Origin of the sequence: Streptomyces sp. NRRL F-5123, assembly GCF_000721495.1 — a bacterium.
In the GTDB taxonomy this organism is placed as follows: Bacteria; Actinomycetota; Actinomycetes; order Streptomycetales; family Streptomycetaceae; genus Actinacidiphila.
The window spans coordinates 1-23,161 of sequence record NZ_JOHY01000012.1 but is presented as its reverse complement, the minus strand read 5'-3'; the positions used below and the strand labels follow the sequence as shown (position 1 = coordinate 23,161).

Here is a 23,161-nt window from a genome sequence, read left to right as displayed (position 1 = left end):
GCCCGAGTATGGGCGGCCCCTGCCCGGTCATGCGTCCCCGCCTCCCGTCCCTTGGTACTGATTCGGCTCGTCGCCGAGGTATCCGTACTGCCAGCCCAGGTGAACCGCCTGAGCCGAGGTAGCGGCGCCCAATGCCGCGCGGAGAGACCTCAGCCGCGTTTGGACAGTCGACCGCGAACGGTAGACGGCAGAGGCGATCTGACGGGCGGTCGCGCCCACGGACAGAAGACTCAGAAGACGCTGCTGCTCCGCGTTGAGAACCGGACGCCGGACAGTTGCCCACCCCCGGGGGGTGGGCAACTGTCTGGTGCGGTAGGCGTTGTGGACCAGGGCGGCGTAGTCGATGACGCCGATCTTGGCCTGGCACCGGCGCAGTGCCGACCGCACCCCGTCCACGCTGATCCCGCGACGACCCGCGATCTCCTTGGTGGTCAGCCCGGCGGCGACGAGCCTCAACGTCGCGGCCTCGACGGGGGCCAGCCGACGCCCGACCGTGGGTGACCTGCCTTCGGTGGTCGGGAGCGGTGCCCCGTCATCACGCATCGTGGAACCCCCTGATGCGTTCGACGTCCGTAACCTCGGTTGCCGCGACCTCGCATTCGATTCGTGCCGCCGTGGCGTAGTGCCGGACGACGTCCTTTCCGAGGAGGTCGGACCAGGCGGCGCTGTCCTGGAAGGCAGACAGAGCGGTCGGCAGGTCTGCCGGCAGCAGCGGCAGGTCGCTCTGGGAATAGGTGCTCCCGTTGGCCGCGGAGGGCGGCTGCATCTCTTGCGCCATGCCCCGGCGGCAGGCGGCCAGCACCGCCGCGACCGCGAGGTACGGGTTGGCGTCGGCGCCGGGGATCCGAATCTCCAGGTGCAGGCCGGCGCCGTGGCCTGTGACCCGCACGGCCGCGGTCCGGTTGTCCCAGCCCCAGGCAACCCGCGTGGGCGCGAAGGAGTCCGGTCGCAGGCGCTTGTACGAGTTGGGGGTCGGCAGCAGCAGCGGCATGGCGTCCGGCAGGAGGTAGAGGAGCCCGGCGACCGCCTGTGCTCCGGCCGCCGACAGGCCGCCGCCCTCGGAGGGAAATACGGGCTCGTCCTCCCGCCACAGCGACACGTGGATGTGCATCCCGTTGCCGATGCCGGTGTCCGGCGCGGCCATGAAGGTCGCGGTGCTGTCCGTCCACGGCGTGACCGTCTTGACGATGTGCTTGAAGACGACGTGCTCGTCCGCGGCGCTCAGTGCGTCGCCGTAACGGAAGGTGGCTTCGATCTGGCCGGGGGCCGCCTCCGTCTTCATCGCTTCCAGCGGCAACCCCGCGCCGACCAGGACCTGCTCAAGCTCGTGGACGTACTCGCGCACCCGGGGCGGGTGGACAAGGGCGTAGTCGAGGTTCCGGGTGCTCAACGGCTGCAGCCGGCCCAGGGCCTCGTCGCCGACACCGCGGTAGACGGTGAACTCCGTCTCCAGCCCGACCTTCGCGCTGACGCCCAGCTCCGACAGCGCGGATACCTGCTCGTACAGGACCTGCCGGGGTGCGACTGCCACAGGGCGACCGTCCGCGTGCTCGGCGTCCGAGAGGACGAGTACGCCGCCGCCGGGCCACGGCATACGGCGCAGGGTGCGGAGGTTCGGGACGAGGCGGATATCCCCGTAGCCGCTATCCCACGAGGCGAGGTCGAAGCCCGGTACCGGGCGCATTTGGGTGTCAGTGGCCAGCAGGTACGCGCATGCCTCCGTGCCGCCGCCGGCCAGGAGCTGCTGGACGAAGCCGGGGGCGTGGTGGCGTTTTCCGACGAGACGGCCGTGCATGTCCGCGAGGGCCAGCATCACCTTGTCGACCTCACCGGTCTCGACCAGCCTGCGCAGTCCGGCTGGTGTGATCGGCCCGCCGGGGACCTTCGTGCCGATATCGCTCATCACACGATCCCCTCGGCGTACTGGGCCAGTTCCGCCTCGCCGGTGATCTGGGCCGCGTCGTAGGTGCGGCGACCTGCGACACGCCACCAGATCGCGGCCAACACGAGCACCACCGCGAGGGCGGCTGGCGCGTAGTTGAAGGAGGCGACGGTGATCAGGTGGTGCTCGGGGCGGGTCTGGGGCAGGCAGAACAGGACGGTGACGAAGCCGACCCAGACAACCGCGACCCAGCCCACCAGTGTGCTCCAGCGGCCGAGGTGCCACGGCCCGCGTTGGAAACGCCGACCGGCGCGCAGACGCAGGTAGATGGGGATGGCGTACGCCGGAGTGATGCCGATGACGTTGATCGCGGTGACCGCACCGTAGGCGACCGTGCTGTACAACGCCGGGAACGCGAGGACAGCCGCCACACCGACCGCCAGCCATACAGCGAGGACCGGTGTTCCTGTCCGTCCGGAGACCCGGCGCCACAGGGTCGAGCCGGGCAGGGCGCCGTCGCGGGAGAAGGCGAAGACCATCCGCGAGCAGGCGGCGACCTCGGCGTTGCCGCAGAAGAGCTGGGCGACGATCACCACCAGCAGGAGCGCCTTCGCGCCGCCGGAGCCGAGGGCGTCGAGGAAGATCTGGGCCGGGGGCACACCGGTGGCGGTGGCCTGCGTGCCCGCGTAGTCCTGGATGGCGTACGTCAGCCCGGCCAGCAGGACGAAGCCGGCGAGCCAGGACCATCCGATGGCGCGCACGATGCCGCGCGGTGCGCTGACCTGGGCCCGGGTGGTCTCCTCGCTGAGGTGGGCGGAGGCGTCGTAGCCGCAGAAGGTGTACTGCGCCAGCAGCAGTCCGACGAGCACCACGTACCAGCTGTGCGACCAGCCGGTGTCGTTGACGAAGGTGGTGAACATGAAGTGCGGCGACTGGTGGTGGGAGGGCACCAGGACGAGCGCGCCCACGATGACGGCGACACCGGCAAGGTGCCACCACACCGACACCGAGTTGAGCAGGGTGACCAGGCGGACCCCGAAGAGGTTCAGGACCGCGTGCAGGAGGAGGATGCCGAGGTAGATCAGCATCGTGCGGCCGGGCGTCGGCTGGAAGCCCCACTGCAGGTTGGCGAAGGCTCCGGCGAAGAGCGCGGCCCCGTAGTCGATGCCGGCGATCGCGCCGAGCAGGCCGAGCAGGTTCAGCCAGCCGGTGTACCAGCCCCAGCGCGGGCCGCCGAGCCGGTTGGCCATGTCGAAGAGCGCGCCGGAGGTCGGGTACGCGGAGGTGACCTCGGCCAGGGCGGCGCCGACGAAGAGCACCATCGCCCCGACCACGAGCCAACCCCACAGCATGACCGCGGGGCCGCCGGTGGCCAGGCCGAAGCCGTACAGCGTCATGCAGCCGGACAGCACGGAGATGACCGAGAAGCTGATCGCGAAGTTCCCGAAGCCGTTCATCCGGCGGCTCAGCTCGGGCTCGTAGCCCAGTTCGCGTAAGAGCTGGTCGTCGTCCAGGGCCGATGGCTTGGCCTCGTTGTGGGCATGCGACATCACAGGGCTCTGTAGAGGAAGGGAAAGTGTGGGCAGGCAGCCGGGTGGGCTGCGGTGATCGTCAGCGGGTGCTCTGAGCAGGGCGGGCCCGCGGTGGTCCGGCGAGGGCCAGGCACTGGCCCCGCGCCCGTAGGAACTCGTCGACACCGGACTGCGGGTCGCGGGGCTCGGACGCCACGAAGCCCCACGGCTGGGTGGTCACGAAGGGACCGATGGCGGTGAAGACGCCCGCCGCTTCCACGTACCGGTGGCCGGCCCACAGGGCGTGCGCGAGGTGGTTCAGATCGAGTGGAGAGCGTTCGAGAGGCGGGGAAAGGTCGAACCAGCCCTTGAGGGCTCGTTGTACGTCATCGGTGACGGGCTCCCGGGTCCACTGGGCTCGTCCGATGGCGTCGTAGCGCCCGCGCTGGCGCTTGTCCCGGTAGTGCTGGGCGTACGCGTACAGCGGCAGCACCAGCAGGGCCGAACCGGACTGCCACGGCACCCACGACTTCACCCAGTGCGTGAAGTGGAGTGAGGCTGCCGGACCACCGAGCGGCTGCGCGAGGAGGGTGCGGAGAACGCGGTGATGGCCCTCCCGGTTGAACGGATCGCGGCGCTGCACCTCGCGGAGCAGGCCCCACGGCCCCGGCGGCAGGAGCCGGTCCGGCCCCCGGAGGTGGTGTTCGGGCCGCCGCTGCTCCAGATCGAGTTGCGCGAGGGCAAGGAGGCACACCCACGGAACCGGGTCGGCAGGGGCTGCCCACATCGCCAGGTGCGCCGACTCCCTCGCCCTTTCCGCCAGGCCGGACACCGACTCGTGGCCGGATTGGTGGGCATGCAAGGCCCGCTCCACGTCCACCCTGGCCCGCATCATCAGGGCGTCCGGGCTCGTCGGCTCTTCGGCCAGCCACGTCCTGACGACATGCGACCGGGCGGCGGCAGCCCCAAGCACCTGCGAGCGAGCCGTGCGCAATGCCCAAGCGGTTCCTGTGCGTGCGAGCAGGTCACGCATGGGCATCCACCTGCCCACGCGCACTTCCTCCACGGCCCTCCGCAGGGCAGCGTCGTGCGCCGCCGGGTGGAAGGAGGGCCGGAACTCCGACGCCTGGGCGCTCACCAGCAACCCCGCAAGCGTTCGCGATCCGTCGCGCGGAATGCGCAGATGGCGCGGTGCCCACCGTCCCCGAGGTCGCAGCCCGTCCGCCCCGTCCTCATCGCGATCCTCCGTCGCGACCGGCGCACGAGCCCGCCGCCATCCGCAGCGCCTGGAGCAACGCGCCCGCGTCCGTCAGCAGCGCGCCGCCCTCCGGGCGGATACGCCACCACGGCCCGGGTCCCTGCCTACGCCTGCTGTCGGGGACGACCAGATGCTGGTGCAGGCCGAGGGGTCGGGTCCCCGGGACATCCCAACCGGCCGTGGCACCGGCGGCGACGAACCAGTAAAGCGCCGGTTCGCGTGAGTCCTCGATGACGGCTCCGCTGCGGTCCCCCAAAGCGAGCAGCACGGTCCGGGCCATGGGCGCGTGCACCCGCACGGCGTCCCATCCGTGCCCGGCCGCCTGGATCTGGTAACCGGTGATGCTCTGTACCGCGGGTACCCGAAGGACATCGACGGACATGGCAACGGCTCCTTGCCGTTGGGGGCAGTGGAGCAGCCATAGTGACGACACGCGAGTCCTGTTTCGAGGACTCCGACAGGACGTCAAGAGGTCGCAGACAGGGCTCAGTCGACCTAAAACGAGTGAAGGCCCGCCGCGATGGGGACATGGCTGGCAGGCTCAGGGCAGAGCTCTCACTCCGGAGGCAGCGATGTCGCGTCCCGCAGGAAACACCCGGTTGAAGTCCGCCCGTGTCGCGGCCGGTTACAACTCACAGCAGGCGCTCGCGGACGCCATCACCGCCGCGGCGCCCAGGTTCGGCATCCGCGGACTGGCCGTGGGGGTCCGGCAGGTCAGGCGCTGGGAGTCCGCGACACCTCCGTGGCCGCAGCCCGACGTCCACCGCGTCCTCACCCACCTGCTCGGCCAGTCCATGGAGGACCTGGGGTTCACTCCGCCATGGGAGGAGAGCGGGCGGTCCGCCGAGTCGGCACCGCGCACGCAGACGATCGGCCCCTCTTCCGCCCCCCGGCTGGCGAACGTCCCGAACCAGACCATCGCCAGGACACAACCCGCCAGTGTCGGCCGCGACTTCGAGGCCGTGACAAGGGCCCACCGCCACCTCTACTGGTCGGTCACCCCAACCGACCTGCACCCCGCCATCCTCGAACACGCCCGCCTGGGCATCGCCCTGCTTCCGGCTCTGGCGGACCCGACCCGGCGCACTCTCGCGGCGGCCCTGGCCGAGTCCTACCTCCTCGCCGGCCGTATCGAGTTCTTCGACCTCCGCCAGCCGGACCGAGCCGGCGAGACCCTGCTGCGTGCGCTGCAAGCGGCCGGCGAGGCCGACGACCCGCTGCTCGGGTCGGCGGTCCTGGCCCACACAGCCTTCATCCCCGGATGGGCCGGGGACCGCGACGGCGCCGCCGAGCGGATGATCGCGGCACGGACGTACGCACGCCGCGGCCCGGCCTCGGCGGAGTTCGTGGCGTGGCTGGACGCGGTCGAGGCCGAGTGCGAGACCCGCTGCGGCGACACCCGGACCGCGCTTAATCTCATCGCCCACGCCGAGGACGTGCTCGCCACCGGCTCCGAGAACGCCACACCGCCGTGGATGGACTGGTTCAGCCCGGCCCGGTTGGCCGCCTTCAAGGGCAACGTCCAGCTGAAGGCCGGCCATCTGCCGCAGGCGCGGTCCACGCTCGGCGCGGCTCTTGAGGACCTTCTCCCGGAGGCGGAGAAGCAGCGCAGCGTCCTACTCGGCGATCTGGCCGCCGTCGAGGCCGCTGCCGGCGACCCGCAGGCCGCCTGCGCGTACGCGATCCGCGCCTTGGAGCAGCTCGCCCTCACCTGGTACGCCACGGGCATGGAGCGGGTGCGCGAGGTCCGCCGCGGGCTGGCCAAGTGGCAGAACGACGACTGCGTCCGCGACCTCGACGACCGCCTCTACGCGTGGGGGACGACCGTCAGCGCCCTTCAGCATTGAGTTTGGCGATGAGGTCCGGCAGCTCGGCGAGGGAGTCGATGCGCATCGTCGCGACGGCGTCCGCGTCCGGGTCGTTCTGCTGGATGGTTCCCCACGGCCCGCGGCGGATGAGTGCGGTCAGCAGCCCCGCCTCCGCCGCCGGCCGGATGTCGTTGTCCAGCCGGTCACCGACATAGAGGATCTCCTTGGGGCGGGCCGGCGTCGCCTGGATGACGTGCTCGAAGAAGGCGACGTCCGGCTTCGAGGCACCCCAGTCGTCGCTGGTCGCGATGAGGTCGGCAGGCAGGTCGAGCCCGCGGAGCAGTCCGCCGGCGCGCACCGTCTGGTTGCCGGCAACCCCCACCCACAGCCCGGCCGCCCGCAGGGCCGACAGCGTCGGCCGAACGTCGGGGTACAGGTCGTCCTCTCCGAACCATTCGGGCTTCCCGGCCTGCGCCCGGCGCTCGCGTTCCGCGGTGAGGTCGAAGCCGGGTCGGAAGACCTGGAAGGTCTCGCGGTAGTCCCGTCCCTGCGCGATGACCGCGCCGAACACCGCCGCGAACGTGTGCCTGGGGACCCCCAGCCAGTCCGCCCACGTGCCGTACTCCCTGGTCTCGTCCACCAGGCACTCACCGACGTCGAACACCACAGCGCGAATCATGCAAGGCAGCGTAACCGGCAGCGTAGGAGCCGGACGGCCCTTCTGGCTCGGTAGCCGGGCACAGAGCCTCACGACCCCCCAGCGTCCTCTCGACGACCTCTGGAAGTCCTTGAGTGGTGCCGTGGGCGCCGAAAGGATAGCTCCGCCGTCGTCGGAACTGCCGCGACCCGGGCGTTCTGAGCGCTGAGCTGGGCAGGTCCACGGGGCGCGCGCGATCCGACCGGCGGGGCAGTCACGCTCCGGAAGTCTCGTGCACGGACTCCCCTCCCGCCGCGGGTAACCTCGGGCGAAACGAGAAGCTGAATGCTCGTCATTTTTGCCTGTCCGGACGCTGAAAGGGAAACCATGCCGCAGGACCAGGACCCGACGGTGGAGCGCACCCTCGTACTTCTCAAGCCCGACGCCGTCGTCCGCGGTTTCGCCGGGAAGATCATCACCCGCTTCGAGGACGCCGCGCTCAAGATCATCGGCGTCAAGATGAAGCAGATGGACGCCGACTTCACGCGACGGCACTACTTCGACCTGGAGGAGCGCCTCGGCGCCGAGGTCTACAACCTCACCGCCACCTTCATGCAGCAGGGGCCGGTGATCGCGTTGGTCCTGGAGGGCTTCGACGCGGTCGCGACCGTCCGCAAGATCGTCGGGAGCACGTACCCGAACGAGGCGCCGGCCGGGACGATCCGGGGCGACTTCTCGCACTACAGCCGCGCTGCGAGCACCGTCTCGGGCAAGGCCGTCGCGAACCTCGTGCACGCGTCCGGCAACAAGGAGGAAGCGGCCCAGGAAGTCGAGCTGTGGTTCGCCGAGGACGAGCTCCACGACTACCGCACGCTCGCGGAGATCTTCACCTACTGAACGGCGGGGCGACGTCACCAACGCGGCGTCGACGCGTTGATCACTACTGGGGCACCACCTACGAGAGAGAGCACGATGACCAACCCGACCCGCGCTGCCTCCGTCACCGAGCTGGAGACGAGCTTCCAGCGGGAGCTGGCCACGGACCGCTGGGCAGCCGCGGAGACGGCATACGCGCTGGCCGTACGGACCCGTGACGCAGGCGACTGGGACCAGTCCCGCGACTGGGTCGCGCAGTGCCTGCGTCTGCTCGAAGGCTTCCCCGGCGAGACCGAGGAGCAGGTCGCCACCACCCGCGTTTCGGTGGGCGGGGTGCTGCTCCCCAACTACCTCCACGAAGGGGTCGTCCGCGACCGCTTCGGCCAGCTCGCCTGACGCACGCCGGCGGCTGCCCGCCGCCATCGGTTCGGTCGCTGCTCACTGGGCGGTGAGCAGCGACCGAGCCCTCCTGTCACCATCCCGCACCACCGCATCCGGGCCAACCGAGGACCACTTCACCTGTCTCGGCCGGCACCCCCATGTCCACGAAAGGACTCAGACCGTTGGCCATCGAGATCGAAATGCGAGCCCGCTTCGACGAGGCAGCGCACCACCGGCTCGTCTCCCGCCTCGAAGCCGAGGGCGAGGACCTGGGCTGCGACGACAAGCTCATCCACTTCTACGTGCTGCCCGACAAGCTCCTGAAGGTCACCGACAACACCGCCGCGGGCACGGCGAAGATCACGCTCAAGGACAGCAGGATCGGCCAGGGATCCGCGTTCCCCGAGACGGAGATCCAGATCGCCCGGCAGGACGTGGTCGCGGCGGTGCGGGTGTTCAACGCGCTCGGATTCGGCGACGTCAGGCACGAGGCGTTCAACCGCCGTCACAACTTCCGCTTCCGCGGCGTCGAGATCGCCGTGAAGTGGAGCGAGGCGTGGGGGCACCACGCCGAGTTCGAGGTCCTGCTCGGCGACCAGCCGACGGTGGCGGAGCGCGAGGAGGCCGAGGAGCGTATCCGGACCGTAGCCCAGGAACTGAGCGTGCCGCTGATGAGCGAGCAGGAGCTCGCCGACTTCACTGCGGCCTTCGAAGCGGCGGAGCGCGAACGGAAAACCGCAGGCGCTCAGCCAGCCACCGCTCGCTGAGCGGCCACCGCACCGGAATCACAGAGGGGGAGGGATAGGCGTGATGGGCGCGACGCCGCAGACAGAGAGTCTGGTCGAGCTGGCCGCACGCAAGCAGCTTCCGCGGCACCAGTACATGGACCGTGACACCGTGCGCTGGATCGCGGCCAACCGGCCGGATCTGAGCGAGATCACAGTGGAGCCGTTGCCGGAAGCGTCCCAGCGGCTGCTTCACCGGGCCGCGGTTCCGGCGGGATGGTGGCTCGAGAGCCAGGTCACCGGTTCCATCCACGGCATCCGGCACGGGATGCGTACGGTGGCGATCGCCGCGCTGCTGGCCCGGGATGCCGGCATGGACGAGGCTGAGACCGGTGATCTCGTCGTGGCCGCCGCGGTGCACGACTGCCGCAGAGTCCATGACCAGGACGACCGGGGCCACGGCGCCCGTGCTTCCTCCTGGCTCGCTCAGAACGCGGACACCGTCTGGCAGCACTTCGGCCTGACCGCGACGACGGCCCGTACGCACCGGGCCGCCGTCGCGGTGCGGCTGCACGACGTTCCGTACTCCTCCTTCTCCGCGGCCGACGAGGCCGACTACGCGGAGGCGGAGCAGCTCTGCGACATGGTCAAGGCGGCCGACGCCCTCGACCGGTACCGCCTGCCGAAGCTCAGCTGGTGGCCGGACGCCGCACACGTCCGCCTGGGCAGCTTCGAGGGATTCCGCGCGACGGTCTTCGACCTCGTCGTGCGTTCCGAAAACGCGCACCTGGAAGGTCTGGGAGGCGCGGAGGCCGTTGAGGTGGCGTTACGCGAGAAGGGACTGCTGTCCTGATGGACTTCCTCGACACCTACGAGGAGTGGGCCGACGCGCACGCCTTCTTCGACACCGCGCTCATACCCGGCCCCGGGCTCCGTTCGGTCGATCCGCTCGCCGAGCAGACCCGCGCCTGGGAACACCGTCTGACCCAGGCGACTCCCAACGGGGCGCTGCTGCGCGGCAACGCCCTCTTCGACTCCCTCAGCAGCGGCCAGACCCTGCACCTGCTCCACGTCACCCACGCACTGGAACAGATCACCGAGCACGGTGTTCTGTATCCCTCGGGCGGTTGCCTGGTGGGAGCGATCTACTGCGCCCCGCTCGCCGCGTCGGGCACCGGATTCCGCATGCACAACCTCGGCGCCTACGTGCTCGACAAGGAGGCACCGGCCTTCGTCGCCCGGATGAACCTGACCGGGCACAAGCCGACCCCCCTCATCTTCGAGGTGACCCTCCCCGCACAGGCCTACCGCGGTCTGGCCGGCATCGACTACCTGCGGCTCGGATCGATCCACCTGCAGATCTACAGCCGACTCGAATACCTGCTGTCCAAGGCCGAGCGACACCGCCTGCGCGAGACCGTCGTCAGCCGCGCCAAGAACTCCACGGCCTTCCTCGCGCTCGCCGCCAGCGTCGCCTACGAAGGCACCCGCGTGCAGCCCGAGCCCTTCCTGCGCCTGCTGGACGAGGCCATCCCCCGCCTGCCCATCCTCGGCTACGTCTACTTCGAGGCTCTGGCGGAGTACCTGATGCTGCACTCGACGAGCGCGCCCACCCGCGAGAGAGCGGCCGTCGGCGAGTTCAACAACTGGCTCTACAAGGAGATGCTCTTCGCGACCTTCCCCCACATGGCCGGCCGCTTCGACCTGGCGAAGTTCCGCCCCTCCCCTGCGGAACTGGACGCGCTGCTCACCCGCATCGACGACACCACGGATCCGGAGCACGCGCGCACGTACCTCACCGAGCGAATCAGCCACCTCGTCGCAGCCCGGCTGTTCACACCGGGCAAAGCACCCTCGGCCTGGCACCACCGGCGATGGGAGTTCGACAGCCTCGCCGACGAGCTCGGCCCGCTCCTGGGCCACCTGATCCACCGCGAGCTGCGCACCTTCGGCCGCTACCCCGACTTCTACTTCTACTACGACCAGCACAAGGCGCTTCAGGCCTGGAACTACTGGAACCACATGGACATCGTGGTTCCTTTCAATGGCACCTTCCCGAAGGGCGAGGTCGGCATCAACCCCGCCTACCCCGACCTGCAGTACCGCGTCTGGCGAGCCGAACGCGACGGCGCCGGCTACCTCCACCCCGCCGAAGAGCTGAACCTGACCATCGCCCCGCGACTGGTCGATATCAAGTACACGCTCATGCGCAACAACAAGTGGGCCCAGCCCTCAACGACGCCGACTCCGGCCTGACGTCCTCCGTCGAGAACGCCCACGACCTGCGACGGCGCCCTGCCTTCGCGTCCCACACCCACCATGTACGGAGCCCTGCCATGCCCGTTTCCGAGGCAAACCAGCGTTCCCAGCTCGACGCCTTCACCGATCACGTCACCGCCCTCCTGGCGGACCCGTCCACCCCCCACGGCCTCGCCCGCACGCTCCGCGCCACAGCGAAGGAGATCGCCCTCGCCCGCGATCACCAGGCCAGTCAGAAGGCGTGGCCGAACGGCCACATCGACGAGACGCCCACCCACGTCCAGATCGGCGGCGGCACCCACCACATCGACGGCTTCTTCAACATCGACGCCGTCCCGCCGGCCGACCTCCTCTGGGACGTCCGCGAGGGCATCCCCCTCCACGACGCCTCCGTCCAGGTCCTCTTCTCCGAGCACTTCCTGGAGCACATCGACTACCCGCACTCGGCCAAGCACTACGCCCGCGAGGCCCACCGCGTCCTGTCCCCGGGCGGACAGGTGATCACCGGCGTCCCCGACGCCGCCCACGTCCTGAACCAGTACCCGGCCCCTCCCACCCAGGCCGCCGAGATGATCGACCGCTGGTACGCCAACCGCACCTGCCGCGGGGACATCAACACCTACCTCGACCTGATCAACTACGTCTTCCGCGACCAGGACGACGACCCCACCTACAACCCCCACTACTGGGCCTACGACGCCGAGAAGCTCACCCAGCTCTTCGCCGAGGCCGGGTTCACCCATATCGAACCGTGGCCATTCGACGCGACGATCGCCAACCCGAAGCGGGAGTGGGCGAGCATCTACGTGGTGGCCACCAGATGAATAGCAGTCCGCCCGAGCCCGATCATCCCGGCGAAGCCTGGACGCACGATCACCGCAACGTCCGCTACTGACCATCCGGACAGCTGCTCTTCGGGGCGGTCGGCAGAAGTGCCGGCCGCCCCGATCGCGTGAAGCGGCAGGGCTTCTACGGGGTGAGGCGGTTCGGTCCGCGGAACAGGAACGCGGCCTCGCGGATGGAGTCGAGTCCGAGCAGGACCATCAGTACCCGGCCCAGGCCCATGCCGAGACCTCCGTGCGGCGGGCAGCCGAAGCGGAAGGCGTTCAGGTAGTCCTGCAGCGGCTCGGTGCTCATGCCCTTCTCGGCGGCCTGCTTGAGCAGCACGTCGTACCGGTGCTCACGCTGGGCGCCGGTGGTGACCTCCAGGCCCTTCCAGAGCAGGTCGAAGCTCAGCGTCGAGCCCGGGTCGCCCTCGGGGCGCATGTGGTAAAAGGGGCGAATGCTTGTCGGGTAGTGGGTGATGAACACCCACTCGTGCCCGGTCTTCTCTTTGAAGTGCGCGGAGATGCCGCGCTCGCCCTCCGGGTCCAGGTCCTCCTTCTCGCCGGCAGGGTCCCAGCCGTCGGCCCGAAGGATCTTCTGGGCTTCGGCCATGGTCACCTGGGGAAACGGCGTCGTGGGGACCGTGACGTCGACGCCGAAGGTCTCGCGGATCGCCTCACCGTGGATGTCGGCGACCTTGGCGATGGCGTGGGTGAGCATCTGCTCCTCGAAGACCATGACGTCCTCGACATCGTTGATCCAGGCGAGCTCCACGTCGACGCCGGTGAACTCCGTGGCATGCCGCGATGTGAACGACGGCTCGGCGCGGAAGACGGGACCGATCTCGAAGACCTTGTCGATGCCGGCCGAGATCGCCATCTGCTTGTAGAACTGCGGGCTCTGCGCCAGGTACGCGGAGCGGTCGAAGTAGCCGAGCTTGAACACCTCGGCCCCGGACTCGCTCGCGGTTCCCATCAGCTTCGGGGTGTGCATCTCGGTGCAGCCCTGGCCGTACGCATACTCGCGCATGCCTTGTTCGAGGGTGGTCTGCACGGCGAACAGCAGCTGCGTCTGCGGACGCATCCGAACGTCAAGGAACCGCCAGTCGAGGCGGTGCTCCAAGCCGGTGTTCTCGTCGATCGGCAGGGGCGTCTCGGCCCGGTTCAGCACCTCGACCTGCTCGGGCACGAGCTCCAGGCCGCCGAGGTTGACGATCGGGTTGTCGACCACGCGGCCGGTGATCCTGACTGCGGACTCGGTGGTCAATCTCTCCAGAACGGCTTCGGTGCTGTCGCCCTCGCCGCCGCGTTTGTGGGTGACCTGCACCATGCCCGTGTGGTCGCGGACGATGACGAACTGCATCTTGCGCTGCAGCCGGAAGGTGTTCACCCAGCCGCAGACGGAAACGGTCTCGCCGACGTGTTCTCGCAGGTCGGACACCAATACGCGGGTGGTCGTGCGGATCATCTCGGCCCTCCAGGGGCATCGTCATGATCCCTTGGGGGCGTGGGCGAGAAGGGGACTCGCGGTGCCACCACGCCTTTGCCGCCACCAGACGGCGACGGCCTCATTCAGGCCCGGTCACGGGGGCCGGCCGGCGGGGCATTGGGCCAGGTGACCGGCCGTTCCTCCCCGCGCTCAGGAGGGTCTTCACGTGGGGCGCGAGGCCGCCTTCACAGCTGCCAGCAGCTCTCTCTGCTCGCGGATCCCGCCGCTACTTGTCTCCTTCAACGCGTTGATACTGAGCATAGCTGGCCAGGGAGGGCAGAGCGGCAAGATTCCCAGTAGGCCATCAAATCCCCCACCCACTAGTTCAGCTCGTCCGTCCGTGTCGCCCCCCGACCGCTCCGCAGATATCGAGGACGGGTTGTGGAGACGGATCGAACCGCTGCTGCCGGTGGTGGAGCGGTGCTTCCGATATCCCGGACGAATACCGCTTGACCATCGCAAAGTGATATGCGGGATCCTGTTCGTGGCGTACACGGGGATCCGCTGGGATTCCTGCCGCAGGACTTGGTCTTCGGATCAGGCATGACCTGCTGGCGGAGCGACGAGTGGCATGTCTTGCTTTGCAGGGGCGCCTTCGGGGTGCCGTAGCATACGAAGGGGGCCTTCTGCGTCGCCATCGGCGGCATACTCATCCTCGGCGAACAGCGATGACGTCCGAGTTGCACTGGCCGCTGGTCAGGCCCTGATTCAAGAGGTGTAGGTCAGGGCGGCAATGGCGTCGTGACTGTGAATGCTCTCCAGGTTCTTTGCCTTGACGGCGTGGGGGAGACCCTTTCTGCGACAAGCGAGGCTTATTTCGCGGATGATGTCTTCGACGAACACGGGATGGTCGTAGGCCTGCATGGTGACGACACGTTCGTCGGGCCGTTTGATAAGGGGGATAACGGGGGCGGAGCCAGTGGCGCGAAGCAGCTCGACGATCTCATGGACGGGCAGTGGGTAGGGGGCGTCGGCACTGCCGCTGACCTGGAGGGTGATCTGGCTCCGCTGGTTGTGCGCGCCGTAGTCAGAGATGGCCTTGGAGCAGGGACACAGACTGGTGACATCGGTGGTGACCGATGTGGTGACCGTGCAGCCATCCGGGGTGATGCGACCGCTGATGGTGACGTCGTGGGTCTGCCAGGATTCCTGCCGACTAGCGGGAGCGGTCACCGAGGTGGCGAGGGGCAGCACAAGCGTGAGCGTCAGAACTGGGGCGTCCAGCAGGCTGAGGCCCCGCTTGAGGGCGAGGGGCAGTTCCTGCGGAGTAAGGGTCGCGACTTCCTCGTGCACGAGCGCGATCATGCGGCTCATGTGAGTGCCGCGCCGGTCGGCTTGAAGGGCAACGGTGACGCTGATGTCGGCGATGCCTTGCTGGCGGATGTGGCCGTCGTCGAAGGTAATGGGGTAGCGCAGGCCGCTGATGCCAACCTCATCGATAGCAATGCCACGGTTGTCAGGTTCGTTTTGAATGTCGTGCATACGGCCTACTCTCCTCGGTAGGTGCAGCCGGAGGTGCAGGTTTCGCGCACGGTGATCGCGGACAGAATGGGGAATTCGGTGATCATCTGGTCCCAGATCCAGCGGGCCAGGTTCTCACTGGTGGGATTTTCCAGTCCTTGGATATCATTCAGGTAATAGTGATCGAGTTGTTCATCGATGGGCATGAATGCGCGTTTTACGTCACCGAAGTCCATCACCCAGCCGAATTCTGTATCGACCGGGGCTTCGACATGCACGATCACCTTATAGGAGTGGCCATGCAAACGCGCGCATTTGTGCCCCTCGGGCACCCGGGGCAGGCGGTGGGCTGCTTCGAAGGTGAACTCGCGAAAGATTTCCATTACTGAATTCCCAGATACTTGTGCGTCTGGAGAGAAAGCGTCCAGCGCGGGTTCTTCATGCAGTATTCGACAGCGGCGCGGGTGTGATTCTCGCGGTGGGCGTCATCCAGCGGTTGCAGTCTGAAGTGGCGGAAGTCGAGATCTTCGAACTGCGCTGGCTCGCCGCCGGCTTGAGGATAGACCAACTTCAGTTCATCGCCGCGGGTGAGGACCAGCGTGGAGCCGATCTTCGGGCTGACGCACAGCCAGTCGATTCCGTGCGGGGCCGGTCGGGTGCCGTTGGTCTCCACCGCGATCTCGAAGCCGCGGCCGTGGAGGGCGTCGATGAGATCCTCATCCAACTGCAGCAGGGGCTCTCCGCCGGTGCACACCACGAACCGGTGGGCCGAATCGTTGGTGGGCCAGGCAGCCTCCACCGCATCGGCCAGATCGTCGGCGGTGGTAAAGCGGCCTCCGCCTTCGCCGTCGGTGCCGACGAAATCTGTGTCGCAGAACTGGCAGATGGCGCGAGAGCGGTCCTCTTCGCGGCCCGTCCACAGGTTGCAGCGGGAGAAGCGGCAAAAGACTGCCGGTCGTCCTGCATGGCTACCTTCGCCCTGCAGGGTGTAAAAAATCTCCTTGATCAGATAGGTCATGCTCAGGCGCTCTGGTATCGAACGGGGTCCTTCACGCCTGCTTCAGCGAAGCCCTTCAGGCGCAGCAGGCAGGTGTCGCACTTGCCGCAGGCTCGTCCCTGCTCGTCAGGGTCGTAGCAAGAGGAGGTGAGGGAGTAGTCCACCCCCAGGCGCAGTCCCTCGCGGACGATGTCGGCTTTGGACAGCGCGATCAAGGGGGAGTGCAGGGTCATCTTGGAGGTTCCTTCCACCCCTGCCCGGGTGGCCAGGTTGGCCATCGTGGCGAAGGCCTCCATGTACTCGGGGCGGCAGTCGGGGTAGCCGCTGTAGTCCACGGCCGTGACCCCGGTGAAGATGTCGCTGGCGCCAACCGTCTCGGCGAACGCCAGCGCGAAGGACAGGAAGATCGTGTTTCGGGCCGGCACGTATGTGATCGGCACCCCGCCGTCCTGGAGATCTTCGAGCGCCTCGTGCTTGGGCACCTCGATGTCGGATGTCAGGGCCGAGCCGCCGAAGACGCGAAGATCGATGTCGGCAATGACGTGCCGAGCCACACCCTGGACCTGCGCCACTCGCTGGGCGGCCTCCAACTCGATGCTGTGTCGCTGGCCGTAGCGGAAGCTAAGGGCGTAGGGGGTGAATCCCTGGTCCTTGGCTATGGCCAGCACCGTGGTCGAGTCCAGGCCGCCGCTCAGCAGCACGATCGCGGGACGGTCCATGCTGTCACTCCCCTATCTGCAGTCCAGTTTCTTCATCCGAGACAGATGCAGCCTACCCCCCTAACTACCGGCTACAGTAACCACAACAACGCGCGAGTTACGGAAGTCAGGGGTCGAGTCGCAGTGAACGAGTTGCCCATCGTGGTCACGTGCACGGACCGAAAGACCTCACAGCCTTCCGCGGCCCTGCAGGCGCGCACCCTGCCCACCGGCGACCTGCCGCAGCGAGCCGCAGAGTGGGCACGCCGCCTGCAGACAGCCGGCACCCGACCCACGGCGCTGCAGGACCTCTACCAAGGGGATCAGTGGCGGCGCGCCCTCGCTCTCACGGAAGCCGCAACCCGCGCGGGCTTCATCCCCCGCCTCTACGCCGCCTCGGCCGGCCTGGGCCTACGGCCAGTCTCTAGCCTCGCGCCTCCGTATGCCGCGACTTTCCTGCCACGACACACAGATTCCGTGGCTTCCTCCAGCCCTGAAGCCACCCAGTGGTGGGACCACCTACAGCAGTTGGACGGTACCGGCGATCTGTCCCATATCGCGGCCGCTGCCGGACGGGCGCTGGTGGTGTTGTCGGAGACCTACGCCCAGGCCATGCAACACGACTTGCACCGCCTTGCCGCCACCGGCGCCGAGACAGTGCTGATCGGGGGCGCCTGCGCGGTGGAGGGGATACTGCGAGTGCCGGCCAACGCCGCCCTGCGGCGCGCGCTGGGGGGCACTTTGACCAGTCTGAACGTTCGCACGGCAGCGTCCTGGTTGGAACACTGCACACCGGGCCACCTCATCACACCCACCGCGCAGGCGCGGTGGACCGCCTGGGCCGCCGAGGCGGCACACCGCGAACGCTACGCCCGCACACCAGTGCCGGACGAGACGGTGATCTCCTTCATCAAGGAGATGAAACGCCTCCACCCCGACTCCTCCCGCACCCGTCTGTTGCGCCTGCTGCGAGACAAGGGGATGGCCTGCGAACAAAAACGCTTCGCGGACCTTTACATGGCAACGATTGGCCGCTGATGACTTCAACTGTGCTTAAGCGCCGTGCACTGCGGATCGAGCAGCACCCCACGATCCCGCTGTATGTCTTCACGCTGGCGGCCGAGGAGGTGGCTCAGGTCGCCGACGTCGCACGGATCTCCCGGGACGAGGCCGGCAAGCTGATCGGCTATCAGCGCCCCGAGAAAAAACAGCACGTGAGGCAGATCCTGCAGTACCTCGACAGCGATGAGGTCCTCTTCCCCAACGGTCTGATCCTGGCGCTGCCCTCCACCGTGCGGTTCAAGTCCAGTCCCGGCCCGGGCAGCAGCGATGGCCTGTGCACCTCGGGCACGCTGGAAATCCCCTTGCCTGATTCACCCGACGCCGCTCGGCCGGCCTGGATCGTCGACGGCCAGCAGCGGAGCCTCGCCCTGGCCCGCACCCACAACACTCGCCTGGCAGTCACTATCGCCGGCTTTGTCGCCGAGGACCTGGAAACCCAACGAGACCAGTTCTTGCGCGTGAACACGGTCTCCCCTCTGCCCACCAACCTCGTCACGGAGCTCCTCCCGGAGGTCGGCACGGCCCTGCCGACCAAACTCTCCGCCCGAAAACTCCCGTCCGTCCTAGTTGAAGCCCTCAACCAGGACAAGGACTCGCCCTTTCGCGGACTGGTGCGCCGCCCCTCCACCACCGCCGAGCAAAAAGCGGACGCTGTCGTCACCGACAACAGCCTTACCACAGCCATCCAGGAATCCCTCAATTCCCCATCGGGCGCCTTCTTCCCTTACAAGAACCTGTCCAGCGGCACCGTGGATACGACCACTATCCGTCAGATCCTGGTCGTCTACTGGAGCGCTGTGCGCGACACCTTCCCTGAAGCATGGGGACTGCCCGCGACACGGAGTCGGCTGATGCACGGCGTGGGCATCCGCTCCATGGGACGCCTGATGGATCGCGTGATGATGGCCATCGACCCCGCCTCCCCCCACGCCCTTGAACAGGCACGGGCCGAACTCGCCCTAATCGCCCCGCACTGCCACTGGACCAAAGGGCGCTGGCCCGACCTGAACATTCCCTGGAACGAACTCCAAAACAACCCTCGCCACATCAGTACTCTGTCGAACTATCTCCTCCGTATCTATGTGCAGGAAAAGGCGAAAGCCGCGTGAAATTCTATTTCCCTGACAGTCAGGATCTGGTAAGCCCGACTTACGACTTCATCAACGACGAGTACTCGCCCTACCGAGTACGGCAGCGTGATGACGTCTACGCCCACCAGGTCGTGACACCGATCCCCTACGACGGGATCCTCGTCAGCAAAGCGGTAGTCGACGGATCCATGAACGGTGCGGGAAAGTATTCCGCCCCCCAGCGCGAGCGTTTCTATCGCCTGGGTGTGAAGAATTTCTTCCGCCTCCCTGAGACATGCTCTACCATCGGTGACTGCGGCGCCTTCAACTACATCGATGAGGAACGCCCCCCCTATGAGGTAGACGAAGTCCTCGACTTCTATGGCCGGTGCGGATTCGACGCGGGCATCAGCATCGACCACATCATCTTCGGTTACATTCCAGAAGAATCCGACGCGGAACCCGAAGAGGCGTGGATCAACCGCCAGCAGATTTCCCTCGAACTTGCCGAAGATTTCATCACCGCCGCCCCCGCGTCGGGCGCGCGCTTCGAACCGGTCGGCGCAGCCCAAGGGTGGGGTCCGCGCAGTTACGCGCACAGCGTCCAGGAACTGCAGAAGATGGGCTATCGGCGTATCGCCCTGGGAGGTATGGTTCCCCTCAAATCACACGAAATCCTCGCCTGCCTTCGCGCTATCGACGCCATCCGCGCCCCAGGCACCCAGTTGCACCTGCTCGGCATCAACAGAGTCGACAGCATGGAGCAGTTCGCCCGCCACGGCGTGACCAGTTTCGACAGCACCTCGGTCTTTCGCCAGGCCTTCATGGACGACCGCAACAACTATCACACCGCCACCGACTCCTACACGGCCATCAGAGTCCCCCAGGTCGACGGTAACCCCGCCCTCAAACGGCTCATTCTGTCCGGCAGCGTCTCCCAGGCTCAAGCCATCACCGCCGAACGAACCTGCCTGCGCGCCCTACGGGAATTCGATCACGAAGGAACGCCGCTCGAGGATGTACTCGCCGCCCTTGAGACTTACGAGTCCCTCGTCCTCGGGCCGAAAAAGAAAAGTTACCTCAGCTACTACGAACGCACACTGAGTGACGCCCCCTGGCGGGCCTGCCCCTGTGCCCTGTGCGGCACGCACGGTATTGAGATTGCGATATTCCGGGGAACCGAGCGCAATAAGCGCCGAGGGTTCCATAACCTGACGGTCCTCGAGGCCAAAATGCGCTCTCTCGCCTTCAATTAACCACGTCACTCTTATTTTTTGAACATGCTAGGAGATGCGATGGCCGACCGATACGAACTCAGGCTCCCGGCAATCGAAGTACGTCAGGGCGACAGAAAGATCTACTGCTTTGCCGTCGACGGGAAGAGAATCCACAGTTTCGCAGCCGTCTCTCGCGTCCGTCGAGACGACAACAGCAATCTGAAGGGTTACCAGCGGCCCGAAGTCCTCAGCCACATTCGAGGCATTCGCCGCTACCTCGAGTCCGACAACGCCATGCTCCCCAACGCTCTGGTCCTCGCTTTCGACGAATCTGTCAGGTTCGAGACCGCAGCACGCCGTGTCTCAGGCGTCGACTACTCCGTCCCTGGGGAACTGGTCATCCCCGTCGACGAGTCCCTGCCTGATGAAGACAAGCCCGCCCTCATCGTCGACGGCCAGCAGCGCAGCGCGGCGATCCGTGATGCGGACCTAGTCGAGTTCCCCGTCGCTGCAGTCGGATTCATCGCCGACAACCACGAAGACCAGCGCTCCCAATTCATCCTGGTCAACTCGACTAAGCCACTACCCAAGGGCCTCATCCACGAACTACTTCCCGAAACCAGCGGCCATCTCCCGCCCGCCTACGCCCGCAAGCGCCTGCCGGCTCAACTGATGACCCGCCTCAACACAGACGGTCAGGGTCCTTTCTACGGCCGCATCGCCAGTCCCACTTCACCTGACGGCAACATCAAAGACACCACCGTCCTGCGCATGCTGGAGCACAGTCTCTTCGAGGGTGCCCTTTATCAGTACCGCAACCCCGAAGACGGCACTGGCGACGTCGACCGCATGCTCGTGCACCTGCGGTCCTACTGGACCATCGTGAAAGAAACCTATAGCGACGCTTGGAAACTCCCGCCGCGCCAGTCCCGCCTCACCCATGGCGTCGGCATCCAGGCCATGGGTTTTGTCATGGACACCCTCACTGAGGGTATGCCCGCCGAAGACGTCGACTGCCCCCAGGTACGCAACGCCATCCTCGGTCTTATGCCTATCACCGCCTGGACGTCCGGCATGTGGCGCTTCGCCGACGGAGAACAGCGCCGCTGGAACGGCCTGCAGAACACCCCCAATGACGTTCGTCTTCTGACTAATCTCCTGGTGCGTGCCGTCAACGGCTGACCTGGTCGTTCGCCGCGATCCGATCAACCGCCACGGCGATCGATGACAACTCGTCCGCACCGCTCGCCGGTTGCGGGCGAGTCCGGTTTCGGGCCACGCGCGGCCGACGGCACACCGGTGATGCCGCCCAGATCCGCAGCTCGAGCCGCCTGTTCCACGTGTGTCCCCGCGAAAGTTTGTGCACGCTCTGTCTGCCCATCGGTGGCTCGGGCAGTTGCAGGGTCTTCTTCGGCGGGCCACGTTGCATGCAGCGTCAGATCTCAGCCGTGAGCGCCTCTGTCGGGGATCTTGGTGTTCTCGTGACGTAGCAGATCAGAGGTCGTCAAGATGGAACGAGTTGAGCTTCTCGTTCCCGTTGGCGGTGGCATGTCGGTTCGTCCTAGTACGGCTGTGGTGGTGCCCGAGTTGACGGCTCGGGTGGCGAGGGCGAGCAATCCGGCGGGGACGACGGCGATGTGGGTGCGGGACTGCCTGGACGGTCTGTGGCAGGACGAGGACCTCGCTACCTGGTATCCGAGTCCGGGGTTCTCGCCAGCTCGGTTGGCGACGGCGTCGTTGCTCCAGTTCTTGCTGCATCTGTCGGTCCGTCAGGCTGGCGAGGCGGTGCGGTGCAGGATCGACTTCAAGTACGCCCTGGCCATGGAGTTGGACGATCCGGGCTTCCACCACAGATTGCTGTCGGATTTCCGTGAGCGGCTCGGCGAGGACGATCGTGCCGACGCGCTGTTGTCGTTGGCACTGGCCCGCTTGCGATCCGCCCGGCTGTTCATCGAGCGGGGCAGGCAGCGAACCGACTCCACCCACGTGTGGTCCGCCGCACGTGACCTGACTCGGCTGGAGATGGTGCTGGAAACGGTGCGGGCAGCCCCGGAGGAGGCCGCCGTACTCGCTCCCGAGGTGCTAGACGGCCTGGTGGTCCAGGACTGGGCGTCCCGTTACGGTCGTCCGGTCAGACTTCCGGCCCAGCCCAGCTGTCCCGCGGGCAGGCTGGGTGATGCCGGTCAGGACTCTCGCCGCCTCCTCGAACGCCTTGCCGCGATCGGCCCTCTCGGTGCCCGTGCGGACGTCCGGCGGCGCATCCTGGTGCAGAACTTCCTCGTCGACTCCGCCAACCGGATGCGTCCCCGGCGCCCTGCGGACGGGGTGCCGAAAGGAGGCCGGCGCCTCGCCTCGCCCTACTACGCTGACGCCCGCCGGGTCATCCGGGGCAACACCCGCTGGGCGGGCTACCTCGTGCATGTGACCGAGACCTGCGACGACGAGTCCGTCAATCTGATCACGAACATCGCCACCACGGGACCGGTCCGTGACACCCAGGCCCTGCCGGGTATCCACACCCGGCTCGGCCGACGCGGCCTCCTGCCCGTCGAGCACCTCAACGACGGCTACCTGTCTGTTGAACAACTCCAGGACTCGCACAGCGTATTCGGCATCGACCTTGTCGGTCCGGTGGAAGCCAGGGGCGCCTGGCAGAAGAAGGCCGCTACCGGCTTCGCCCGCGACGACTTCACCATCGACTTCGACGCCCGTACCGTCACCTGCCCTGCCGGAGAGGCCACCCCACCCGCACCTGGGGCTCCGCACCCGCCATGGCCCCCTACACCACACGCGAAGACCCACCTTCAGCAGGTCCTCACCGCCATCGCCATCAACCTTCAACAACTCGCCACGCACTCACGCACCCCAAGCCCCCGGAGGATCGACACCTTCCAGCAGGACCTCGACTGGGAGTGTCTAATAAACGGCGGATCTGTTGATCATGGAGACGCCAAGTGAGTGAGATGACGATCGAGCACGAGTCCGTGCCTGAGTTGGCCGGTGCGG

The 23,161-nt window shown here is 67.2% G+C and carries 23 protein-coding genes and 1 pseudogene; 13 read left to right on the top strand and 11 right to left on the bottom strand.

The window, feature by feature from the left end:
• Window positions 1–27: 27 nt before the first annotated feature.
• From IH54_RS41575 to IH54_RS0113990, 5 genes are all read right to left on the bottom strand, one after another.
• Window positions 28–543, bottom strand: coding sequence for a LuxR C-terminal-related transcriptional regulator (locus tag IH54_RS41575; RefSeq protein ID WP_031516530.1), 516 nt, complete (start codon window positions 541–543; stop codon window positions 28–30).
• On the bottom strand, window positions 536–1,903 hold the full coding sequence (locus tag IH54_RS0114005) for a glutamine synthetase family protein (RefSeq protein ID WP_031516529.1): 1,368 nt from the start codon (window positions 1,901–1,903) through the stop codon (window positions 536–538). Before IH54_RS0114005 ends, IH54_RS41575 begins: the two co-directional genes overlap by 8 nt.
• Window positions 1,903–3,432, bottom strand: coding sequence for an amino acid permease (locus IH54_RS0114000; protein ID WP_031516528.1), 1,530 nt, complete (start codon window positions 3,430–3,432; stop codon window positions 1,903–1,905). The genes IH54_RS0114005 and IH54_RS0114000 overlap by 1 nt, the downstream gene beginning before the upstream one ends.
• A 61-nt stretch (window positions 3,433–3,493) precedes the next feature.
• A complete protein-coding gene (locus IH54_RS0113995; protein ID WP_234343515.1) occupies window positions 3,494–4,387 on the bottom strand; it encodes a hypothetical protein in 894 nt (297 codons plus the stop codon).
• 238 nt (window positions 4,388–4,625) lie between these two features.
• Window positions 4,626–5,033, bottom strand: coding sequence for a hypothetical protein (locus IH54_RS0113990; protein WP_063762295.1), 408 nt, complete (start codon window positions 5,031–5,033; stop codon window positions 4,626–4,628).
• A 190-nt stretch (window positions 5,034–5,223) separates the two neighbouring features.
• Between IH54_RS0113990 and IH54_RS0113985 the strand changes: the two genes are divergently transcribed.
• Complete coding sequence (locus tag IH54_RS0113985; RefSeq protein ID WP_031516525.1) at window positions 5,224–6,498, top strand: hypothetical protein; 1,275 nt, start codon at window positions 5,224–5,226, stop codon at window positions 6,496–6,498.
• Here IH54_RS0113985 and IH54_RS0113980 read toward each other — a convergent pair.
• On the bottom strand, window positions 6,479–7,138 hold the full coding sequence (locus tag IH54_RS0113980) for an HAD family hydrolase (RefSeq protein WP_031516524.1): 660 nt from the start codon (window positions 7,136–7,138) through the stop codon (window positions 6,479–6,481). The two genes, IH54_RS0113985 and IH54_RS0113980, sit on opposite strands and share 20 nt — an antisense overlap.
• Before the next feature lie 345 nt (window positions 7,139–7,483).
• Here IH54_RS0113980 and IH54_RS0113975 point away from each other — a divergent pair, with 345 nt between their 5' ends.
• The 6 genes from IH54_RS0113975 to IH54_RS0113950 all read left to right on the top strand — a co-directional run bounded on the left by IH54_RS0113975 (window position 7,484) and on the right by IH54_RS0113950 (window position 12,161).
• Window positions 7,484–7,993, top strand: a complete 510-nt coding sequence (locus IH54_RS0113975) for a nucleoside-diphosphate kinase (protein WP_031516523.1) — start codon at window positions 7,484–7,486, stop codon at window positions 7,991–7,993.
• A gap of 75 nt (window positions 7,994–8,068) precedes the next feature.
• Entirely contained in the window at window positions 8,069–8,368 is a 300-nt protein-coding gene (locus IH54_RS0113970) for a hypothetical protein (RefSeq protein WP_031516522.1), read from the top strand.
• A 167-nt stretch (window positions 8,369–8,535) separates the two neighbouring features.
• On the top strand, window positions 8,536–9,120 hold the full coding sequence (locus IH54_RS0113965; protein ID WP_031516521.1) for a hypothetical protein: 585 nt from the start codon (window positions 8,536–8,538) through the stop codon (window positions 9,118–9,120).
• 43 nt (window positions 9,121–9,163) lie between these two features.
• Window positions 9,164–9,931 (top strand): hypothetical protein, encoded by a 768-nt coding sequence (locus IH54_RS0113960; protein WP_031516520.1) that lies wholly within the window; start codon window positions 9,164–9,166, stop codon window positions 9,929–9,931.
• A complete protein-coding gene (locus tag IH54_RS0113955; protein ID WP_031516519.1) occupies window positions 9,931–11,334 on the top strand; it encodes a hypothetical protein in 1,404 nt (467 codons plus the stop codon). Before IH54_RS0113960 ends, IH54_RS0113955 begins: the two co-directional genes overlap by 1 nt.
• A gap of 80 nt (window positions 11,335–11,414) precedes the next feature.
• Window positions 11,415–12,161, top strand: a complete 747-nt coding sequence (locus IH54_RS0113950; RefSeq protein WP_031516518.1) for a class I SAM-dependent methyltransferase — start codon at window positions 11,415–11,417, stop codon at window positions 12,159–12,161.
• A gap of 145 nt (window positions 12,162–12,306) precedes the next feature.
• Here IH54_RS0113950 and aspS read toward each other — a convergent pair whose 3' ends face one another.
• The gene (gene aspS, locus IH54_RS0113945; protein ID WP_031516517.1) at window positions 12,307–13,629 is read right to left on the bottom strand and encodes an aspartate--tRNA(Asn) ligase; all 1,323 of its coding nucleotides are present in this window, start codon (window positions 13,627–13,629) and stop codon (window positions 12,307–12,309) included.
• A gap of 361 nt (window positions 13,630–13,990) precedes the next feature.
• Here aspS and IH54_RS45485 point away from each other — a divergent pair.
• Window positions 13,991–14,220, top strand: a pseudogene (locus IH54_RS45485) (transposase); the annotation flags it as partial.
• Between the two features lie 138 nt (window positions 14,221–14,358).
• On the opposite strand, the gene IH54_RS0113940 reads toward IH54_RS45485, so the two are convergent.
• Genes IH54_RS0113940 through queC form a run of 4 tightly spaced genes read right to left on the bottom strand, consistent with a single transcriptional unit; the run spans window position 14,359 to window position 16,827 of the window.
• Window positions 14,359–15,132, bottom strand: coding sequence for a GTP cyclohydrolase I FolE2 (locus IH54_RS0113940; RefSeq protein ID WP_031516516.1), 774 nt, complete (start codon window positions 15,130–15,132; stop codon window positions 14,359–14,361).
• Between the two features lie 5 nt (window positions 15,133–15,137).
• Window positions 15,138–15,494 carry a 6-carboxytetrahydropterin synthase QueD gene (gene queD, locus IH54_RS0113935; RefSeq protein WP_031516515.1) on the bottom strand — a complete coding sequence of 119 codons (357 nt, stop codon included), beginning with the start codon at window positions 15,492–15,494 and terminating at the stop codon, window positions 15,138–15,140.
• On the bottom strand, window positions 15,494–16,129 hold the full coding sequence (queE, locus tag IH54_RS0113930; RefSeq protein ID WP_031516514.1) for a 7-carboxy-7-deazaguanine synthase: 636 nt from the start codon (window positions 16,127–16,129) through the stop codon (window positions 15,494–15,496). Before queE ends, queD begins: the two co-directional genes overlap by 1 nt.
• Window positions 16,130–16,131: 2 nt before the next feature.
• On the bottom strand, window positions 16,132–16,827 hold the full coding sequence (queC, locus tag IH54_RS0113925) for a 7-cyano-7-deazaguanine synthase QueC (protein WP_031516513.1): 696 nt from the start codon (window positions 16,825–16,827) through the stop codon (window positions 16,132–16,134).
• Between the two features lie 456 nt (window positions 16,828–17,283).
• Here queC and IH54_RS46790 point away from each other — a divergent pair, with 456 nt between their 5' ends.
• The 5 genes from IH54_RS46790 (at window position 17,284) to IH54_RS0113900 (ending at window position 23,113) form a co-directional block, all read left to right on the top strand.
• The gene (locus tag IH54_RS46790; RefSeq protein WP_234343513.1) at window positions 17,284–17,844 is read left to right on the top strand and encodes a hypothetical protein; all 561 of its coding nucleotides are present in this window, start codon (window positions 17,284–17,286) and stop codon (window positions 17,842–17,844) included.
• Window positions 17,844–18,977: a DGQHR domain-containing protein DpdB gene (gene dbpB, locus IH54_RS0113915; protein WP_031516511.1), complete on the top strand. Its 1,134-nt coding sequence runs from the start codon at window positions 17,844–17,846 to the stop codon at window positions 18,975–18,977. Before IH54_RS46790 ends, dbpB (IH54_RS0113915) begins: the two co-directional genes overlap by 1 nt.
• On the top strand, window positions 18,974–20,194 hold the full coding sequence (gene dpdA / locus IH54_RS0113910) for a tRNA-guanine transglycosylase DpdA (protein WP_031516510.1): 1,221 nt from the start codon (window positions 18,974–18,976) through the stop codon (window positions 20,192–20,194). The genes dbpB (IH54_RS0113915) and dpdA overlap by 4 nt, the downstream gene beginning before the upstream one ends.
• Before the next feature lie 39 nt (window positions 20,195–20,233).
• Window positions 20,234–21,337 carry a DGQHR domain-containing protein DpdB gene (gene dbpB, locus IH54_RS0113905; RefSeq protein ID WP_031516509.1) on the top strand — a complete coding sequence of 368 codons (1,104 nt, stop codon included), beginning with the start codon at window positions 20,234–20,236 and terminating at the stop codon, window positions 21,335–21,337.
• 396 nt (window positions 21,338–21,733) lie between these two features.
• The gene (locus tag IH54_RS0113900; RefSeq protein ID WP_159011822.1) at window positions 21,734–23,113 is read left to right on the top strand and encodes a transposase; all 1,380 of its coding nucleotides are present in this window, start codon (window positions 21,734–21,736) and stop codon (window positions 23,111–23,113) included.
• The last annotated feature ends 48 nt before the right edge of the window (window positions 23,114–23,161 follow it).

What these genes read in the sequence shown, in the direction of transcription:
- queD (WP_031516515.1), bottom strand. Translation starts at nt 15,494, where the DNA reads ATGGAAATCTTTCGCGAGTTCACCTTCGAAGCAGCCCACCGCCTGCCC.
- queC (WP_031516513.1), bottom strand. Translation starts at nt 16,827, where the DNA reads ATGGACCGTCCCGCGATCGTGCTGCTGAGCGGCGGCCTGGACTCGACC.
- IH54_RS0114005 (WP_031516529.1), bottom strand. Translation starts at nt 1,903, where the DNA reads ATGAGCGATATCGGCACGAAGGTCCCCGGCGGGCCGATCACACCAGCC.
- queE (WP_031516514.1), bottom strand. Translation starts at nt 16,129, where the DNA reads ATGACCTATCTGATCAAGGAGATTTTTTACACCCTGCAGGGCGAAGGT.
- IH54_RS0113990 (WP_063762295.1), bottom strand. Translation starts at nt 5,033, where the DNA reads ATGTCCGTCGATGTCCTTCGGGTACCCGCGGTACAGAGCATCACCGGT.
- IH54_RS41575 (WP_031516530.1), bottom strand. Translation starts at nt 543, where the DNA reads ATGCGTGATGACGGGGCACCGCTCCCGACCACCGAAGGCAGGTCACCC.
- IH54_RS0113950 (WP_031516518.1), top strand. Translation starts at nt 11,415, where the DNA reads ATGCCCGTTTCCGAGGCAAACCAGCGTTCCCAGCTCGACGCCTTCACC.
- aspS (WP_031516517.1), bottom strand. Translation starts at nt 13,629, where the DNA reads ATGATCCGCACGACCACCCGCGTATTGGTGTCCGACCTGCGAGAACAC.
- IH54_RS0114000 (WP_031516528.1), bottom strand. Translation starts at nt 3,432, where the DNA reads ATGTCGCATGCCCACAACGAGGCCAAGCCATCGGCCCTGGACGACGAC.
- IH54_RS0113970 (WP_031516522.1), top strand. Translation starts at nt 8,069, where the DNA reads ATGACCAACCCGACCCGCGCTGCCTCCGTCACCGAGCTGGAGACGAGC.
- dbpB (WP_031516509.1), top strand. Translation starts at nt 20,234, where the DNA reads ATGGCCGACCGATACGAACTCAGGCTCCCGGCAATCGAAGTACGTCAG.
- IH54_RS0113985 (WP_031516525.1), top strand. Translation starts at nt 5,224, where the DNA reads ATGTCGCGTCCCGCAGGAAACACCCGGTTGAAGTCCGCCCGTGTCGCG.
- dbpB (WP_031516511.1), top strand. Translation starts at nt 17,844, where the DNA reads ATGACTTCAACTGTGCTTAAGCGCCGTGCACTGCGGATCGAGCAGCAC.
- IH54_RS0113955 (WP_031516519.1), top strand. Translation starts at nt 9,931, where the DNA reads ATGGACTTCCTCGACACCTACGAGGAGTGGGCCGACGCGCACGCCTTC.
- IH54_RS0113975 (WP_031516523.1), top strand. Translation starts at nt 7,484, where the DNA reads ATGCCGCAGGACCAGGACCCGACGGTGGAGCGCACCCTCGTACTTCTC.
- IH54_RS0113940 (WP_031516516.1), bottom strand. Translation starts at nt 15,132, where the DNA reads ATGCACGACATTCAAAACGAACCTGACAACCGTGGCATTGCTATCGAT.
- IH54_RS0113960 (WP_031516520.1), top strand. Translation starts at nt 9,164, where the DNA reads ATGGGCGCGACGCCGCAGACAGAGAGTCTGGTCGAGCTGGCCGCACGC.
- IH54_RS0113980 (WP_031516524.1), bottom strand. Translation starts at nt 7,138, where the DNA reads ATGATTCGCGCTGTGGTGTTCGACGTCGGTGAGTGCCTGGTGGACGAG.